The sequence below is a fragment of the Fibrobacter sp. UWH6 genome (genome assembly GCF_900142465.1).
Taxonomy (GTDB): domain Bacteria; phylum Fibrobacterota; class Fibrobacteria; order Fibrobacterales; family Fibrobacteraceae; genus Fibrobacter.
In genome coordinates this window covers 43,501-60,384 of record NZ_FRAX01000009.1, presented here as the reverse complement: position 1 = coordinate 60,384, position 16,884 = coordinate 43,501, and the positions used below count along the sequence as shown (strand labels likewise).

The 16,884-nt window shown below is 49.8% G+C and carries 18 protein-coding genes; 9 read left to right on the top strand and 9 right to left on the bottom strand.

Annotation, left to right across the window (positions count from 1 at the left end; translation table 11 throughout):
* Nucleotides 1-19: 19 nt before the first annotated feature.
* From BUB73_RS09180 to BUB73_RS09170, 3 genes are read right to left on the bottom strand one after another with little or no spacing between them, the layout of a single operon-like run.
* The gene (locus BUB73_RS09180) at nt 20-247 is read right to left on the bottom strand and encodes a hypothetical protein (RefSeq protein WP_073158988.1); all 228 of its coding nucleotides are present in this window, start codon (nt 245-247) and stop codon (nt 20-22) included.
* Nucleotides 238-798: a DUF3990 domain-containing protein gene (locus BUB73_RS09175; protein WP_073285209.1), complete on the bottom strand. Its 561-nt coding sequence runs from the start codon at nt 796-798 to the stop codon at nt 238-240. The genes BUB73_RS09180 and BUB73_RS09175 overlap by 10 nt, the downstream gene beginning before the upstream one ends.
* A 1-nt stretch (nt 799) precedes the next feature.
* Nucleotides 800-1,012: a DUF3791 domain-containing protein gene (locus tag BUB73_RS09170; RefSeq protein WP_073235858.1), complete on the bottom strand. Its 213-nt coding sequence runs from the start codon at nt 1,010-1,012 to the stop codon at nt 800-802.
* A gap of 165 nt (nt 1,013-1,177) precedes the next feature.
* Here BUB73_RS09170 and BUB73_RS09165 point away from each other — a divergent pair, with 165 nt between their 5' ends.
* The 6 genes from BUB73_RS09165 (at nt 1,178) to BUB73_RS09140 (ending at nt 7,264) form a co-directional block, all read left to right on the top strand.
* Entirely contained in the window at nt 1,178-1,816 is a 639-nt protein-coding gene (locus BUB73_RS09165) for a nitroreductase family protein (RefSeq protein WP_073285206.1), read from the top strand.
* 300 nt (nt 1,817-2,116) lie between these two features.
* Nucleotides 2,117-2,881, top strand: coding sequence for an outer membrane beta-barrel protein (locus BUB73_RS09160; RefSeq protein WP_073285204.1), 765 nt, complete (start codon nt 2,117-2,119; stop codon nt 2,879-2,881).
* Nucleotides 2,882-3,739 carry a TIGR02147 family protein gene (locus tag BUB73_RS09155; protein ID WP_073285201.1) on the top strand — a complete coding sequence of 286 codons (858 nt, stop codon included), beginning with the start codon at nt 2,882-2,884 and terminating at the stop codon, nt 3,737-3,739.
* A complete protein-coding gene (locus tag BUB73_RS09150; RefSeq protein ID WP_139259169.1) occupies nt 3,729-5,474 on the top strand; it encodes a hypothetical protein in 1,746 nt (581 codons plus the stop codon). The genes BUB73_RS09155 and BUB73_RS09150 overlap by 11 nt, the downstream gene beginning before the upstream one ends.
* Before the next feature lie 38 nt (nt 5,475-5,512).
* Nucleotides 5,513-6,280, top strand: a complete 768-nt coding sequence (locus BUB73_RS09145) for a hypothetical protein (protein WP_139259168.1) — start codon at nt 5,513-5,515, stop codon at nt 6,278-6,280.
* Nucleotides 6,281-6,382: 102 nt separating this feature from the next.
* The gene (locus BUB73_RS09140) at nt 6,383-7,264 is read left to right on the top strand and encodes a hypothetical protein (protein ID WP_073285193.1); all 882 of its coding nucleotides are present in this window, start codon (nt 6,383-6,385) and stop codon (nt 7,262-7,264) included.
* A gap of 65 nt (nt 7,265-7,329) precedes the next feature.
* On the opposite strand, the gene BUB73_RS09135 is transcribed toward BUB73_RS09140, so the two are convergent.
* From BUB73_RS09135 to BUB73_RS09125, 3 genes are all read right to left on the bottom strand, one after another.
* A complete protein-coding gene (locus BUB73_RS09135; protein ID WP_073285191.1) occupies nt 7,330-8,070 on the bottom strand; it encodes an epoxyqueuosine reductase QueH in 741 nt (246 codons plus the stop codon).
* A complete protein-coding gene (locus tag BUB73_RS09130; RefSeq protein ID WP_083539721.1) occupies nt 8,063-8,467 on the bottom strand; it encodes a hypothetical protein in 405 nt (134 codons plus the stop codon). The genes BUB73_RS09135 and BUB73_RS09130 overlap by 8 nt, the downstream gene beginning before the upstream one ends.
* Nucleotides 8,468-8,677: 210 nt before the next feature.
* A complete protein-coding gene (locus BUB73_RS09125) occupies nt 8,678-10,087 on the bottom strand; it encodes a hypothetical protein (RefSeq protein ID WP_073285188.1) in 1,410 nt (469 codons plus the stop codon).
* 79 nt (nt 10,088-10,166) lie between these two features.
* On the opposite strand from BUB73_RS09125, the gene rsmG reads away from it, so the two are divergent.
* Entirely contained in the window at nt 10,167-10,967 is an 801-nt protein-coding gene (gene rsmG, locus BUB73_RS09120; RefSeq protein WP_083538182.1) for a 16S rRNA (guanine(527)-N(7))-methyltransferase RsmG, read from the top strand.
* Nucleotides 10,968-11,139: 172 nt separating this feature from the next.
* On the opposite strand, the gene BUB73_RS09115 is transcribed toward rsmG, so the two are convergent.
* Nucleotides 11,140-13,323 carry a PorV/PorQ family protein gene (locus BUB73_RS09115; RefSeq protein ID WP_073158964.1) on the bottom strand — a complete coding sequence of 728 codons (2,184 nt, stop codon included), beginning with the start codon at nt 13,321-13,323 and terminating at the stop codon, nt 11,140-11,142.
* Nucleotides 13,316-13,879, bottom strand: a complete 564-nt coding sequence (locus BUB73_RS09110) for a hypothetical protein (protein ID WP_073158962.1) — start codon at nt 13,877-13,879, stop codon at nt 13,316-13,318. The genes BUB73_RS09115 and BUB73_RS09110 overlap by 8 nt, the downstream gene beginning before the upstream one ends.
* Nucleotides 13,880-13,953: 74 nt before the next feature.
* Here BUB73_RS09110 and BUB73_RS16630 point away from each other — a divergent pair, with 74 nt between their 5' ends.
* Together BUB73_RS16630 and BUB73_RS09095 are read left to right on the top strand one after the other, a co-directional pair.
* Nucleotides 13,954-15,312: an FKBP-type peptidyl-prolyl cis-trans isomerase gene (locus BUB73_RS16630; RefSeq protein WP_083539720.1), complete on the top strand. Its 1,359-nt coding sequence runs from the start codon at nt 13,954-13,956 to the stop codon at nt 15,310-15,312.
* Nucleotides 15,313-15,392: 80 nt separating this feature from the next.
* Nucleotides 15,393-15,851: an RrF2 family transcriptional regulator gene (locus tag BUB73_RS09095; RefSeq protein ID WP_073158960.1), complete on the top strand. Its 459-nt coding sequence runs from the start codon at nt 15,393-15,395 to the stop codon at nt 15,849-15,851.
* Nucleotides 15,852-15,940: 89 nt separating this feature from the next.
* Here BUB73_RS09095 and BUB73_RS09090 read toward each other — a convergent pair whose 3' ends face one another.
* The gene (locus BUB73_RS09090) at nt 15,941-16,882 is read right to left on the bottom strand and encodes a hypothetical protein (protein ID WP_073285185.1); all 942 of its coding nucleotides are present in this window, start codon (nt 16,880-16,882) and stop codon (nt 15,941-15,943) included.
* Nucleotides 16,883-16,884: the final 2 nt, after the last annotated feature.

Below are 16,884 nucleotides of genomic sequence, written 5' to 3'. Positions count from 1 at the left end.
ACCGTCTATCCAACGGCCTTTAGTCGTGAGCTTTCTGTAGCTCGGCTCTATACAGTTCCTCGATGTGCGAGGGGCCTTCGCACCATAGCTTGAGACTTTCATCAAAGAGCATTTTCCCGGTTTTGGAATTCAAAAAATCGGGTAAAACGTCGGCTGCATCAAGATGGTCTTCCTTGGAAATGGACTCGACAACCATAGTTGTCAAAAGTTCCATTGCGGCCTGAATTTGTTCTTTTGTTACTGCCATATACGCTCGCTTTTGATAAATGCAAGTTGCTGTAATGCGATTGTTGTTCTAAAGCAGTACTGGTCCTTTAATCGTTCGGGGAGTAACAGGCGTATGCATATTTCATCTGCCTGTTGAGAGCCGACATCTCCGAAGGTTCCTGTCATGTAGGTGGTTATTGTGATGTTTGTTGCGTCGTTTGCAATCTTGCCACCAACGATATCGTATTTTTCAAAATCCTGAACAAGGGAATTGAAAAGCCCCTTTTTTCGATGAGCGACAATGCAATGTAGCCAGTCGGCATCGGCCGTTGAAAAGATTTGGGTTCGGAGATTGGCCGGTATGTATTCAAAGGAAGACACAACTCCAAAATTCTGCTGGGTTGGAATTACTCCAGATTCCTGCGCTTTTCTTGTAGAAATCTTTGCAAAGGATTTAGCTTGTTCCTTGTCTGTTGTAAGGTAGAAACCTTGACCGAAATCCTTATACTTGGCGCACTTAGACAAGTCAGGTGAAGATACTTCGCAAAAACTTCCGTGGTACAGAATGGTTCGCTGATTCAAATCAAGCATTTTACACGCCCTTTGACTTGAGGTATTGCCTTATGTCTTCAAGAACCGCCTGGTCGCCTTCAATATTGAACAAGTCCCACATTCGCTTGATATAGTGAAAAACTCCCTGTTCCTTGAACTGGGTTGCTACTGCAGCAATGGACACTCCCGTTTCTTCGGACATAAGTCGAACGAGCCTTGTCTGCATATAGATAATCTGGGTGCTTTCACTCATGTTCTTCAATATATAAAAATCTGGATATGGTATCTTGCAAAACTCCAACAAGTTGTTGGAGTTTGAGAAATGCAGCAAAGTTTTGCTTTGGTCCTTGGCAAATATGGTGTCGTCTATTGGAGCTAAAATTTTTACTACCTTGTGGATGATTAAATAGGAGTAAACATGAAATTGAAAACATTTCTCGCCCTCGCATTGACTTGCTGCACTTTCGCCTTCGCCACCGCAAAGCCGGAACTTGCAAAGACCATCAAGTTTGACGCTCCGCCCAAGGCATTGAAGACTGATGTCATGGACGCCTTGCAGAATCGCAAGTCTGCACAGGGCTTCACCGAGAAGGTTGTTTCCTATAAGGAAATCGGAAATATCCTGTGGGCAGCCAACGGCATTAACCGTCCTGAAACGGGGCACCGCACAGCACCTTCTGCGCTGAACAAGCAGGATGTGGATCTTTATGTTTTCACCACCCAGGCTGCTTACAAGTATGACCCGAAGGCCCATGCTATGAACCTTGTGGTGGAAGGTGACAACCGCGCCCTCTTCACCGAACGTATGAAGACTCCGGTCATCATCTTGCTGGTGACTGATGTTTCCAAGTTCGATCGCGGTGATGCCGAAAGCCAGAAGATGACCGGCGCCATGGATGCAGGCATCGTTTCTGAAAACATTAGCATCTATTGCGCTGGCGCAAAGATTGACACCCGCGTCCGCGCCTCCATGGACAAGACGGGCCTCCAGAAACTTCTGGGCCTAAACGAAAAGCAGATTCCCATGCTGAACCACGCTGTGGGTTACGAAAAGTAGTTTCCTGCTGTCATGCTTGTGTTTGTTGAACAGTCGTGTTGGCGCAGGTCAGCATCAGCTGTTTCAGTTTAGGACGTCGCGATTGCGGCGTCTTTTTGTTTCTCTAAGAAACAAATTGTTTCATAGATTTTTCTGAAAATGATAAAATTTTGTAAAAATGCTTAAAATTCTATGAAATTAACAAAATTTGTTTCTTGATGGTGTTGTTGCGGATACTTGAACTACCTATATTTTTGATGCGGGCAGGGAGGAACTTGTTTGCAAAAAACAAAAGTTATAGGGGACTTAGGAGGTCTTTTTATGCGAAAACTGGTAGCCGTATTGGTGATAATGCTGTCTCTGAACGCCATGGCTGCAACGCTCTCTGAAAAACTGGATCTTGGAGCACGCTTCGGAATGGGCCTGATGTGGACAAAGACGGATGCTGTTCCGGATATTTATCCGTCCAATGGAGGTGTTTATGGAACATTGTCTTTCGATTTTGCATACGGTTTGACGGATCATTTTTATTTGCATTCCGGTATTGGCTTGGATTACCGCAATTACTCTGTCTATACCAGTGTTGACTGCGGTGAAATGGTTGCTCCTCTTGATTCGGAAACTGGTGAAGTTTTGGGTGAGATGTGTCATGCAGATTGTGGTTATGACGGCTATGAAATGCTGCAGCAGTACTTCATTGAAATCCCTATTTTTGCACAATGGCGAATTCCTGGAATTTTATTTGTGGAAGGTGGTGTTGTCCTTGATTTTATGGTTGCGAAAACATATGACTATTATACCACTGAATTCAAGGAACAAGCGCTGGATCATGGCCGCAATTATGGAGTGAGCCTGGCAGCTGCCGTGGGACACGTTTTTGATTTTGGTTTGTTCGTGGATTTGAGAGCTAGCTATCAGCTGACGGATCTTGTGGACGCTGATAAAGTCAGATACAAATATGGATATGGATGGGGTAGTGTTGACGTTGATGGAAATGTGGAGAGTTATTACAAAGAGGCCTCAACGGCAATTGGCTCCTACTATAAGTTGTTGAAAATACAGTTGGGAATAGGTTATTGGTTCTAGATGAAACCTATTGTTGAATATCTTGATTATCGCAGCTATATGCGGGAGTTCTACGAAGAGCGTAAGAGAACTTCCGCTTTTACGTGGCGTGAATTTTCCAAGCTCTCCGGTTTTGCTTCGTCGGGATATTTGAAACTGGTGTGTGATGGCAAGACCCGCTTGCGTAAGGCTGGTGCGGAATGTGTTGCCAAGGCCATGGGGCTAACCGGATACCAGGCGGAATATTTCTGCCGCATGGTGGAATTTTGCGACGCCCAGACAAACGAAGAAAAACAAGCGGCCTATGGTGAAATGTGCCGCCTGGCAGATGCTAACAAGGTCCGTGTTTTAGGCGGTGAGGCATACGCTTATTTTTCCAGCTGGATTAACCCTACGTTGCGTGAACTTGCTCCCATTATGCCGGGGGCAAGGCCCCTTGAAATGGCCCGCATGCTATGCCCCTCTGTGCCTGCTGCCGATGTACGTTATTCTTTGGATCAAATGGTCCAGATGGGACTGCTGAAAAAGATTGAAAGTGCGGGGGAGGTGTCGTACGTTCAGACGGACGTAGGTATCAATCCTGCTGACAATGCGGATCACAAGGCGGCCATCAATGTGGCGGTTCGTTCCATGCAAAAACAGTTCGCCCACCTGGCCGCCGATGCCCTGGATGAATTCGACGGGTCGGAACGGAACCTGTCGGGAATTACCATGGGTCTTGACCGCGTCGCCTATGAGCGTGTGGCAACGGAAATGGCGAAGTTCCGCAAGAAAATTGAATCCATCGTGTCGGAAGTCAAGGACTATGATCGGGTTTATCGAATCAATTTACAGATGTTTCCCCTGACCCGAAAATTGGAGGAGAAGGATGAGAAGTAATTTGCCTAATAGAATTCTTGGAGTTGTGTTTGCGGCGGTCCTCATTTTTTGCGGCTGTTCCGGTTTTACCTCGGATCCACCTGTGGCAGGAACTACAGATGACTCGGGCGTAAATCTGCAGAAGGAGTTTGCCATGGCCCGCCAGTATGCTTTGGGTTCCTATGAAATAACGGAACATTCCGAATCTTCTGCGACAGGCGTTATTTCCATCAGTCTTGTTCAGGAATCGGGCTGTGTCAAGCAGGGCGAAACTTACCAGTGGGTCGACGACCTGAACCGTGTAACTCAATTTGCTGGGGGCCTGTTCCGCTATAGCTTTGCAGGCGACACTTTGACTCTTACCGCCTTGAATGAAGAACCAGATTATTATGGCAATGTTACGGTTCTTAAATTCGTTGGCGGCGAGCTTGGAAAGCTTCAGGGAATCTGGCTGCAATTAAGTCGTTCTGCCTATACCGTGTACTGGAATTTTGGCGAAGGTTCCATTGAAATCCGTGTGCTGGAAAAAGAGAACTTCAACTATATGCAATCCCTCTTTATGTGGATGTTCTTTGAAGGTCTTGAAGATTCCAGCATGGATATTTATGCGGATCTCATTTACGATGAACACGCCGTTGATCCTGGTCGCTACGGAGTGGCGATTCTTAAGCAGGATAATCGAAGCGAAACCTTTACTTATAAGGGTGTGACCTATGAACTGAAAATAGATTCTGTTCATTCCTTTGATGATTATTTATCGCTGACTCTTTCTAATGGCGCTGCAAAATGTCACCTGGAATATTTTAGCACCTTGAATGTAACTCCTGCAGTATGCAAGGCGGAAAATGCGGATGGCTTGCATTATTCGGATGCAACTCCTGATGTCATGACTCGTTACTCTTGGGGAAATGAAAAGGAATTTGGGGAATGCGTGAATCAGCTGATCGCCGCTGGTGAATCCGCTACGACAGAAAGTTCCTCCTCAAAGTTTGCGAAGGAATTTAGCGCAGCCCATGATTTTATGCCGGTTTACTATAGTGCAGAACCCTCTGGAACAAATGCTGGAACTCTAGTTTGGGATTTTGGCTTGGAAGGTCGTTGTCTCAAAGAAGGTGAGGGAGTGAAGTGGGTTGATGGTTGGTATAGCAACCGTCAGGACACGGCACAGTACAATTTTAGTGGAGATACGCTCTTTATCCATGATATCCTTGGTTCTACAGATGTATTGATTGGCGGTACTTCTGGACTGCTCGATGGCGTTTGGAAATTGGTGGGTGATTCGTATGTGAATGTTTATGTCAAGTTTGAAAAGGAAAAAATAACCTTCGCCTACGATATGAATCCGGATTACGACTACATGAATTCGGAATTCTTCGCACGCCTCCACAGCCTTCTTGCAAGTGGTTCGGGATCATTGACTTTTGAAGAAGAATTCTATGAACCGGAAGATGAACTGGAAAACGGCGTTACCATTGTAAACCACACAAATACCAGCGAAACTGTTACGATCAATGGAAAGACTTATGAAATTACCTTGAATCATGCCCATATGCTGTGGCAGGATGTTTCTGTGACCGTAAAGTCTGGCGATATGGTTTGCTCCGGGAGAAAGGCTCAAATTGAACAGATTTCTCAAGAACAGTGCAGTGTGGAAAATATGGATTATCTTGACGATTATGGCCTTGTTTCTATGGTGTACATCATAGATGAAGAGAAATCCTTTTCTCAGTGCCTTGAACAAATGGTATCCCGCTAGACGTTGTTATTTTAATCTCGTAAGGCTAGTGAGGTTGTATGAAATTTCGCATAATTAGTTTGATTCTTATTGCTTCCGCTTTCTTATTGAATGGCTGCGTCACGGATGGCGATCCTAGAATTTCCAAGATACGGATGGAAGTAAATCCTGCTCCTGAAATGCGTGGTGCAGGTGAACACATGACGTCTGACTATCAAGTCCGTCTTTCTGGTGGCTTGAATGCGGGACCTTCAAAGAAAATGGAGGTGGATGATGTTTACCACAATGGCCGTAGTGTTGATTTTGCATACAGTCTTGAATACGGATTCGTTAATGCTGCTGCGGAATTGGCGCTCAAGAAAAACATATTCATGGTCAATACGGGAGTTGGCATCAACAATGGCTTATATACGTTTGCGTCTCTCGGGTTGAATACAAGCCATTTTGAAATCGGGTTTTCTGGCGGTGTGTGGATGAACCATCGCGACTACGACTGTGAAGGGGATATGACTGTCACCTCTATGCTAGTCTTTAACGAGGTTAAGGAATATAGCCATCATTCCAACAACGGAACCTCCGTTATATATGGTGGCTATGCTGGCGCTTATCTGGGAGACTTTGGCCTTGAAATTTCTGCAAGCACCTATGAAGGGGATATGGAACTTGAAGACGTGCCTTTTTCGCCTAGAGTCTACACCCTATATGCTTCGGGTAGCTACCGCTTAAATGATCATTGGAGAGTAAGACTGGGCTCGGTTGGCGTTCATGGAGAAAACTTTGATAAACGTTATTGGTCTGGTTTTGGTGGCGTCAGTTACTGGCTTTAATTTTTATTTGACATTTTTTGTAGATTATTCGATATAACTAATGAACCGCCGATTTAACCTTACTTGCGGGCGGATATATAAACAGCTAAACGAGGAGGCCTTATGGCTTTGTCTTTTGATTTTAGTCCGAAGAACGGACCCAATTCTCATTCTCAAATTGTAAAGAAGTTCTGTGACGGTTTCCATGTGGATTCCGCCATTGAATTGGCACGAATTATTCGTGAAAGAATGGCTGCAAAGGGCTATGTTCCCGGCGATCTTCTGGAAATGTACAGGCGTCGCTGCGAAAGCCGGAATGTAAAACTCAAGGAAACGGAATCCAGCCTGCTGGCAAAATTTTGCCATATGGCGGAAAATGGAATTGTCCCCAGGCGTTTGCGTTCCTTCATTTACGAGACGCTGGATATTGGCGAAAAAGAACTGGCCGAAGCTCTTGCCCAGCATGAATTGCGCAAGAAAATGTCTGCTGCCCTAGGCCGTGATCATGGGGCGGAATGTTTTTTGCAGAACCTGCCGCTGATTCTGAAGCATAAGGATTTTGTGATGAAGTATCGGGAGTTTGCCTCCCTGCAGTTTAGCAACGTGGGCTTTAGCTACTGCTGGTTTGGGGGCAGGTACATTTGCCTCGGTGAACTTCTGAACTACTACAAGTACTGCTTTGGTGTTGCCCATCATGGCTGCCCCCATTGCAGTGGAGACGTTTATAATTACTGGTGCTGTGGGTCAATGCTTTCGGGCACACATTCCATTAGCGGGACTTGTATTTCCTGCGGGAACAAGGTTCACAACGCCATAGACTATCGCGAGACCTCTGCGGGTCTGGTGCCTGCCCCTCGGGAAATCCTCATGAGGGATAGGCGTTGCTTTGGGGCGCCGAAGACAACCTTAAGCTACATCTTGCCGGCAATCCATGTCCCCTGCGAATTTGTGGACGAAAACCCCTGGGATATTTTCAGTCTTGTGGCGTTACTGAAATCGCTTTAGAGTTCTGCGTTGCTTTCTGCAGTTTTTGCGGCGGCGCAGTCTTCGTTTGCGATGGCGGTTGCTGCTTAGATGCCGGTGCTGTTTTCTATAGCCTCGGTTTCGGTAGCTTTTGTTGCAATCGCTTTAGCGGCGGCGCGTGCTTCACGTTCTTGAGCTTCCCGCTGGGAATAGACGCAGCCGCAGAAGTTCTGACGGTAAAGATGGTACTGCTCCGAAAGTTCGGTGGAACGCTTGAATCCGCCCTTCTTTTTCAGGTCCGTGGGCAGTCGCCTTACGCCGTATTTCTGGCACTGTTCCTGCATAATTTCGTTCAGCAGTTGTGCGTCTTTCATGGGGCTGATGGTCAGCGTGGTGGTGACGTATTCGCAGTCCAGTTCCTTTGCGATTCTTGCGGATTCCGAAAGACGCAATTCGAAACATTTGCGACAGCGCTTGCCGCCTTCGGGTTCCTTTTCCAGCCCGCGGACTGCGTCGTAGAATTTCTTCGGGACGTACTCGCCCTCGATCAGCGTTACCGGATGCTTGGTGGGGAATTCTGCAACGAAGCGCTTGATTTCTGCGACGCGGTGACGGTATTCCTCGTCGGGGGCGATGTTGGGATTGTAATAGAAAACCGTGATGCGGAAATACTGGGACAAGTACTCGATGGAATGGCTGCTGCAGGGAGCGCAGCAGGCGTGCAACAGCAAAGTGGGAACTTCTTTACGCTTTTCCAATCCGCGGAGGATGTACTCCAGATCTCGTTGGAAGTTGTGCTTGGGCGGTTTCGGGCTGGCCTTGCCGACGTTTTCTGCGAAATCAGTCATAGTTCAGGGTTCCGAATGCGGTGGCCCAAAAACAGAATGCGCTGACGACGGCGAAAAATCCCATGACGGTCTTTTCCTTGTGGCTGGCACTGAACAAAACCGTGGCGGCATAGAACGTCAGGTACAAGGCGAAAAAGAACGCGAAAATCTTGGTGATGATGGCGGGCAGCAACTGGTTTGCGGCATCGGGCAACACGGCACCGGCGGTAAGCAGAAACCACAGCGCCACGAACTGCATGATGATGGGAACAACGAATGCCTTGCGTACTTCCTTGGGAACGACGCGGTGGCGTCCGCTCATGGCGTATGCACCTAGGGGGGCCCCCAGAGCCAGGGCGATATTCAACCCGATAGAAGGAGCGAAGGCGACGGCTCCAATAATTGCTGCAATCATCATAACGTAAAATTTAACAATTTGCGCTGGAGTCCCGAATACCCACAAAAAGAAAGAGCCCGCGAGGTAAAGGAGGTAACCTAGCGGGCTCAGGGAGTGTTTGGGTATCCCAAAGATAGATAATCTTGGGTGTGCAGAGAAAAAAAGTGAAATTTTCTTGTATACTCGAGTATACAGCTTGTATACAGAACGTTACCTTTAGGCGATTCCTGGCTAAAAAAGCCCTTTTAGTTGCAGATAGGCGTGGGCGGGGTGGAAGGGAGCTCTTGCCTTTTTTTTGAAGGTGGCGGCGATGGATATTTGGATTTGGTCTGTTCCCACATCGGACTGGGTGCGGATCTGGATGTTTTTTTGAGGATTGGATTGGGGAAGCACAAGGGAAACGCTAGCTTTATTGAGACTGTTGGTGCCGTAGGAGAGGCCCGTCTCTAGTCGGGGAGTGTTCAGCCCTTCGTTTCGGGTATAGGTCGTCTTGACGCTGCCTTGCAGGGAGAGTCCGTTTTTTGTTTGGGAATCGCTGTGGGAAAGCAGCGAAACCCCTTGCAATTTCAGGTCGTCCTTGCGGCAGTTTTCGGCGGCGTCTAGGCAGGTGGCGCTTGCGGTTCCGCGGAGTTGTTGGGGGCCGTAGTCCAGCTGTACTTTTATGCGGGCGGTGGTTTGCTGCAGGGCGCTGTCATTTGGCAGTGGGGTGGTGACGCGGATGTTTGTGGAGATTCGGTTGCGCCATGGGCTTGCGTCGGTGTAGGCGATATTCTGGGAATACCAGAACATGCTGTTTAGAATGCTGGAACTGAGGTGGGACTGATCCGGGACGCTGTCTCCGTGAATGTAGGCTGAAATTTTCCAGCTGATGATTTCTGCATTTTTGTTTTTGGCGGAACTTCGGCTTGTTGAAATTTTTTCGTTCCGCTGTAACTGCATCTTGATCAGGGGGAGGGGTTGGCCGTGTTGCCACCAGCCTGCGACGGTGCCCCAGGAGGTTCTTGCCTGGATTCCGCAGGAGTTGCTTTCGGGATGGGTCCAGCAGAAAATATCGGCCTGTTTCCGGTAGCCTAGGCGGGCTTCCAGGTTTAGGGCCGTGTCTAACGTTCCGCCCAGCGTAAGGTTTCCTAGAGGGTATGTAAACGTTGTGCCCCATAAGGTGTCCAGCGGAATATAGCTGTGGATTTCCCGCGTTGAAATTTGCCCGAAGTGGGCCTCGCTGCCTTCGTTTCGGTAGCTCAGAAGTTCCTGCGTTCCCAGGCGCAGGCGGTAGCGGTAAAAATCCACTTGAAGCGAAAGTCGGGAACTTTCCAGATGCCCCAGTGAATCGGTTCTGCCTTTCCAGAGGATGTAACCGTGGGGCGTTAGGGGCGGGCGCTGGGATTTTGCGGAGTTCTGAGGAACGGTGGGTTCTTGTTGGGGCTGGCAGTCTTCCAGTGAATAGGTTTCGGCCAGCAGGCAGGCTTCTTCCTGATTGCCTTCTTCCAGCAGGTTCAGCATTTCGGTTGCTTCCTCTGCGGAAATTAGCCCGTCGTCCCACCACTTGAAAACCGCGGCCTCATCAAGGGCGAGGGCGAAGCCCGAGAATAAACAGAATGCGGTTGTTATTTTGCGAATATATACCAAGAAAAAATTGTTCATACCTATATACACGCACGAATTGCCGAAACATCACTTTTGGGGGTTCTTTTTTCTTTTGGGGATTTCTAATTTTGGGTTCATGGCAAATTCTAACTGGTCTAAAAAGCCCGCAAAGGGTTCCTGGGGTAAAGCTCCTTCTCGTATGCCTGCTCGTGGCGCCGATGCCTTGGGCAGTGCCTTTGTGCCTCACATGAAAGCTCCCCGCACCGAGTTTCCGCTGTTTAACGGAAAGCGTGTTACGCCGTCTCTGGCTGGCCTCGACAAGCTTTTGCATTATTATGGTGTGGAACTGCAGGAAGAAACCTTGAAGCAGATTTGGGAATATCATCAGCTTCTCCGAGCCAACAACGAAGACCAGGACTTGACTCGCCTTAATGCTTTTGAAACCATGGTTGAACGTCATTATGCCGACTGCACTTTGATCAACGCCTTTGTTGAAAAGTGGCCTGCCCGTATGATTGACGTGGGTAGTGGAGCCGGCTTCCCGGGTATTCCCCTGAAGATCGTGAATCCCAATATCAACTTGACTCTTTGCGAACCGCGCCCGAACCGCATCAACTTCTTGAACATGGTCATCGAGAAGATGGGGCTGAAGAATATCGATGTGTTCGGTCACAAGGTGACTAGCCGCAGCATGACTATTCCTGTGGATGGTGTTATCAGCCGCGCCTTTGAACTGATGGAAAAGACTTTCCCCCGTCTACAGAACTCCCTGAAGGTGGGTGGGCGCGTGTTCTTTATGAAGGGGCCTGCTGCCGCTGACGAACTGAAGACCTTGCATCCCGAAGACTATGGATACAAGTTGCTGGAAAAGCACTTCTATACAATCCCCAACAGCACGCAGGAACGAGCCCTCGTAATATTCGAAAGGGTACGATGATGCATGGGGGGGGGGGCTACTGCCCCCCCCTGGACCCCCCGCTGAAATGTGCTGTGTTCACTTCTAGCCCCAGGCGCTACGCTTCTGGGGTTTGTTTCGCAGCAGGGACCGCTGGTTTATTCGGGTTTATTTCGGGGGAATGAAAAAGGGGGCGGTTGCCCCCTTGCGTCTTTTAGAACTTGAATACCATGCCGAATCGCATCTGGCCATCGCGGACGCCGTCGCTTTCGCCTACGTCCTTGATGGTTGCGAAGTCGAATTGCAGCATGTCGGAGAGCATGAAGCCGAAGCCCATGTCCACTTCGTCGCGCTTACCGGTCTGGTCGTGGAGGTAACCCAGTCGCAAAGCGATGGTGTTGGCGTAAATAAATTCGGTACCTACGTTGAAGACGCCCTGCATCAAGGAGTTCTTGGCTCCTTCCAGGCCGCTGCCACCGCGTTCAGGATTGATCAGGGATTTCCAGCAGGATACGTAGAACGGTTCGGGATTTCCCTTGCTGTCGTCATAAACCACTTCGCGGTTGTAGTCGGCGACCACGACCCACTTATAGTCGGCCAGGGAGAGGATTTCATAGGAGAGGCCCAGGCGCCAGGTCAGCGGGATGGGGTCTTCGATGGTCTTGTCGACGTAATAGACGCTGGGGCCGATGTTGGCCAGGACCAATGCAAAATTCAAACCGTCTACAATCAGGTTCTTCTTGAGGACGCCCACGTCGAATGCGTAACCGAAGGTAGTTGCTTCTTCGGATCCGGATCCTGCGCCGGAACTGAGGTCAGAATAGAAGAACTTGATGCTGAGGCCTAGGCCCCAGTCGCCGGGGAAGCGGGTACCGTAGCTGAAGCCGCCAACGATTTCAGAACTGTTGTAGGCCACCAGGTCGTCAGCGTCCACATCGCCAGACGCAACTGTAGAACCGAAGCTAACGAAGTTTACGAAGAAGCCCATGGTACCCCAGTCGTTCAGGGGGATGGTCATGCCGCCGTAAAGGTGGTAGAGGTCGGGAATGTTGAGAATCGGCAAAAGCTTTTCGTAGAAGGCTGTGAGCTGGTAGTCGGCGTCCTTGAATTGTTCCATACCGTTTGCGGTACTGAACCAGACGTCATTACCCTGGGGAAGAACTGCCCAGACCTTGTTTACAGAAAGACCGTTTCCGGAGTGGTAGTGGACCCATTCGTCATCGCGCTTGCCTTCGGCCTCGTCGGCTTCGGTGCGTTCAAGTTCTGCCTTGCGGCCGCTGGCGGTAGCGTAATCCGGCAGGTGGCGCCAGACGCCCTTGTCGGTGGCAATCCAGATGCCGCCCTTCTGGTCGACGGAGATGTCGTTGACGGTATTGTCGGCGAACTGGATCTGTTCCCACTTGCGGAGGTTGAAATGGGAGAGGCCTCCCTTATGGGCTGCCCACACGTGGCCCGAACTGTCGACGGCCAGGGCGGTGGGACTCTTGTCCATGACTCCATCTTCTTCGTTGAACAGGCTCCAGCGGTCCTTGTCGTTGACGCTCTTCTTGGGAATGAGGCGGGCAACGCCTGCGCCTTCTGCGGCAACATAAAGTTCCTTGCGGAGTTCAGACCATACGAGGGCGGTAATCTTCTGGCTGGGCAGGACCTTGCCCTTCTGCTCGAATTGACCGTTACGGTATACGAAGAGACCGTCGTCGGTACCGATCCAGATAGAGGCTCCCTGGCTTACCAAGGCAGTAACGCGGTGGTTTCCCAGTTCGCTGTCGTAGCTCTTCCAGGCCTTGCCGTCAAAACGGTAAAGGGACTTGGGTGTACCTACCCACAGCTTTTCGGTACGGCTTTCGTAAAGGACTGCGGTAATGGTGTCCTTAACAATCAGGTTCCAGGGCATCTTGACTTCTACGATGTGCTTTTCATCGTCGGCAGTCTTGATCTCGTTGAATTCCTTGACCTTTCTGACATTTTCTTCCAGGCCGCGTTCGGAACCGGCGTACACCTTGACGGCGTCGCGGACCTTGGCATTGCCCTGCAGGGTAATGGAATGATAGTCGACCCACTGTTCGCCGTCAAACTTCAGGATACCGTTGGCAGTACCTGCCCACAGTTCGCTCTTGCTGAAGAAGCCATTCTTGGAGCGGGAAGCCATGCTTGTAAAATAGGGGGCATTCTTGGAATCGGCCGGGTAGCTCATGCGCCATTCGTCGGCCAGGGGGCCGAAAGCCAGACCTGCGGGGTTGTAATACATGGCGGCGGCGTCATCTGCCAGGGCCGCACCTGCTTCGCCCATACCCAGCTGGCGGGCGCCAACGGGCATTTCCAAGGTGATAATTGCAGAACCTGCGGCAAGAGCCAGCGCCGGTGCTAAAAGAATTGCAGAAAGTAGGGATTTACGCAAGTTGCCTCCAATCCGGGATGTCGTAGTTGCTTCCGTGTGACGGGACAACTGCCTTCCAACCGGACTTGCTGGGGTTTTCCCAGGGCTGCTTCGGCAGGAGTCTGCAGTCGCAGCCCAAAACGTAGGGCGGCAGGATTTCCGCGTGGTTGCGGATCTGCTCGCGGGTAATAAAATTCTCTTCGTTCACGAACTTGCAATATTGTTTGCCCTTGGGGCCAAGCTCGATGCGGTAGGTGGCGGTGCCATTCTTGTCGCCTTCGTCCACGGTGCGGATGGTTTCTTCCATGGTGGCGTTCCACTGGGCGATCAGGGCCTCGCGCTGTTCGGGACTCATGTTCTGTGTCTCGAGCCAGGAGCGGAGGGAGGCTTCAGAGGGCTTGACTGCAGTGAGGGACTCCCTAGCGGGGCGGACCACCACGGCGTATTGGCCGGAAACGTCAATTACAGGCTTGACCTCGTCCTTTTCGTCGGAACTGTGGATAACCACATAGGCTCCGATGGCGGCCAGGATGATAGAAAGCACGATAATTGCGATTACAATAATGATTGACAGCATATTTAATTCCGTTTTGGACTTTTTGCCTTACTCTCAAAAACTAGCATTTTCTATTTTGTGGAATAGGAGATTATATGTCGAAATTGAAGATTTTTACAGCTGTTCTTGTTTTGGCCGTTTGTAATGCCCTTGCTATCCCTTTCAAGGTGGAAACCGTCAAGGAAGGTGCTGGCGATACAATCCGTGCAGGTCAGCTGATCAAGGTTCACTATAAGGGTTATCTCTATTTGGACAGTGCTAAGATTCTGGCCGAGAAGAATAGGGTTTTGGATTCCCTGCGCTTGGCCGATTCCCTTCGCCTGGCCAATGACCTGGGTTCTGCCCAGGTGGCTGGTGTGACACAAGTTGACACGACTAAGCTGTTGGATAAGGCTTCTGCCGATAGTTCTGCTGCCGAAAGCGCCGCTGCGGAATCTACCGAGTCCGAAGGTCAGCAGCCTTTTGCCAACTCCTACGAACAGGGCGAACCGCTGGAATTTACCCTTGGCATGGGCATGGTCATTCAGGGCTGGGAAAAGGGCCTTGTGGGCATGAAGGTTGGCGAAATCCGCAAGATGTATGTCCCTTATCAGATGGCCTACGGCGAAAATTCCCTGGAAGGCATTCCCGCCTATTCCGACCTGTATTTCGAGGTGGAACTGGTGGGTGCCGAAAAGCCCATGGAACCGGATGTGTTCCCCAAGAATGTAGAAGGTCTCAAGTGGCGTGAAGCAGGCAAGGGCTTGAAGATTTATGACGAAAAGGTGGGCTCCGGTAAGCCTACCGCAATCGGTTCCGTCCTGAAGACCCATTATACTGGCTGGCTCCTTTCTGGTCGTAAGTTCGGCAGTTCCAAGGATCTCGGCAAGCCCCTGCAGGTTGTACTTGGCGCAGGCAAGATGATCAAGGGTTGGGAAATTGGTCTGGATGGTATGCGTGAAGGTGGCGTCCGCTGGTTCAGGGTTTCCCCGAACATGGGCTATGGCGCAACAGCTTACTCCATGATTCCTTCCAACTCCACGCTGATCTTTAAGGTGGAACTGGTCTCTTCTGAAATTGATGAATCCTTGGCTGAATCCATGGACTTCTTCCCGGATACCACGACGCTCACTTTCGAAAATGGTCCCGAAGGCCTGCGTTATGCGGTAATCAAGCAGGGCGAAGAAGGGGCTGAACCTGCCCAGAAGGGTCAGAATGCCCACGTCCATTATACCGGCTGGCTTACCAACGGTTACAAGTTCGATAGCTCCCGTGATCGTGGCCAGGTGTTTAGCTTCCCCTTGGGTGGCGGTCGCGTGATTCGCGGTTGGGAACTGGGCGTGCAGGGCATGCTTCCCGGCGAAAAGCGCATCTTGATCGTGCCTCCTGGACTGGGCTATGGCAGCCGCGGAGCAGGTCCCATTCCTGGCGGTTCTACGCTGATCTTTGCCGTGGAATATCTGGGACAGGATTAATACCCTACAAATCCTATAGTTTTCAAGGGAAATGCTCTGTGGGGCGTTTCCTTTTTTTATTATTTGGGATGAGGTTATTTATGAGGATTTCTACAAAAGGTCGCTACGCTCTTCGAGTCATGATTGACTTGGCCAGGAATGGCCGCGAAAATTATGTGAAACTGCAGGAACTTTCTTCCCGACAGCAAATTTCCGAGAAGTACCTGGAAGGAATTTTGGGAACCTTGGTCCGTGGAAAACTTCTGGAAGGCGCCCGCGGAAAGGGTGGCGGGTATAAGCTGAAATGTAATCCTGCGGAATGTAGCGTCTGGGATATCCTTTCCAAGACCGAAACCTCGGTGGCGCCTGTGGCCTGCCTGGATGACGAGATAAATTCTTGCGACCGTGCGGATTTCTGCGTGACGCTTCCTGTGTGGAAGGAGCTGGATTCCATGATCCGCGGCTATCTTGAAAGTGTAAAGCTGGACCAGTTTGTCAGGGGCGTCGAAGGAACCGATGGAAAGGTTCCCGATGACAAGGTCTGGAGTTGTGGGCTGTAACCAAAAAGCAAAGCCGCAAACAAATAAGACTAATAAATAAGCCTGCTCTTTTGAGGAGCAGGCTGTTCTATTTTAATCAAGATGCCTTGTTAGAAAAAGTATTCGGGGACTGTTTCTGTACGGTCTATTTCATTGCAGATTTCTCGCATTTCGGCGATCAGTTCCTCTCGGGAACTGAACTCGTTACGGGGATAGCTGCCTTGTGCGACAATGAGGTTACCATTGCAGTTTGATTCGTATTCAATTGCGTTGGGGTCTGCGCTCAGTTCGGTACAGGTTGTGCCGATGTGTTCCTGTGATACGGAATAGTCATAGTTTATAAGTATGGTTATGATTGCGGTATCACCGGCAAATTCCATATGCTGGGAGGAGAATCCCATGGGGCCATATATGTCGATGCCGAAGGAGGAATCGGCCATCGAGGCTACGTTGCAACTGGGCTTGTTGTTTTGTGAAGAAGGGAATAGGGGACCTTTGTCGTTGTCGGCTGGATTCGTCGAGGAATTGCCGGAACTGTTTTGTTCGCTGCTCCCGGACTCATTTTTATCTTCGTTTTTGTCGCCGTCTTCTTCGTCATCTTCTGGGGTGGAGGCCTCGCTATACTCCTTGTAGAAAGATTCGCATTCCCCCTTGGCGTCAAGAATCAAATCTTCTAAGGAGTTTCTACCGGCGTCTTCTACAGCTTTAATTGTGATGTTACGTCCTGAACAGATGACTGTAGATTCACCGGGGTTTTCGTTGGCTTCCTGCTGGTTTTCGTTGCATATGTTGGCGATTTCCTCCATGGGAACCCAGCTGGAATATTCGGTGACGTATTCTATGTTTGCCTTGTCTCCGTTCAATGTGGTCGTGATGTTCGCTGTAAAGGCGTTCGATACGAAGAACGTCATGACCATGGAATTTTCGGAGGTCTGTTTGACGGAGCAGCCAATTTTTTCACCGGAACCGTTAGAACTTGAACTGCTATCTGATGAACAACCTGTGATGACCAACAGAGCCATGGCTGAAATGGGAATAATTTTTTTTAGCATGT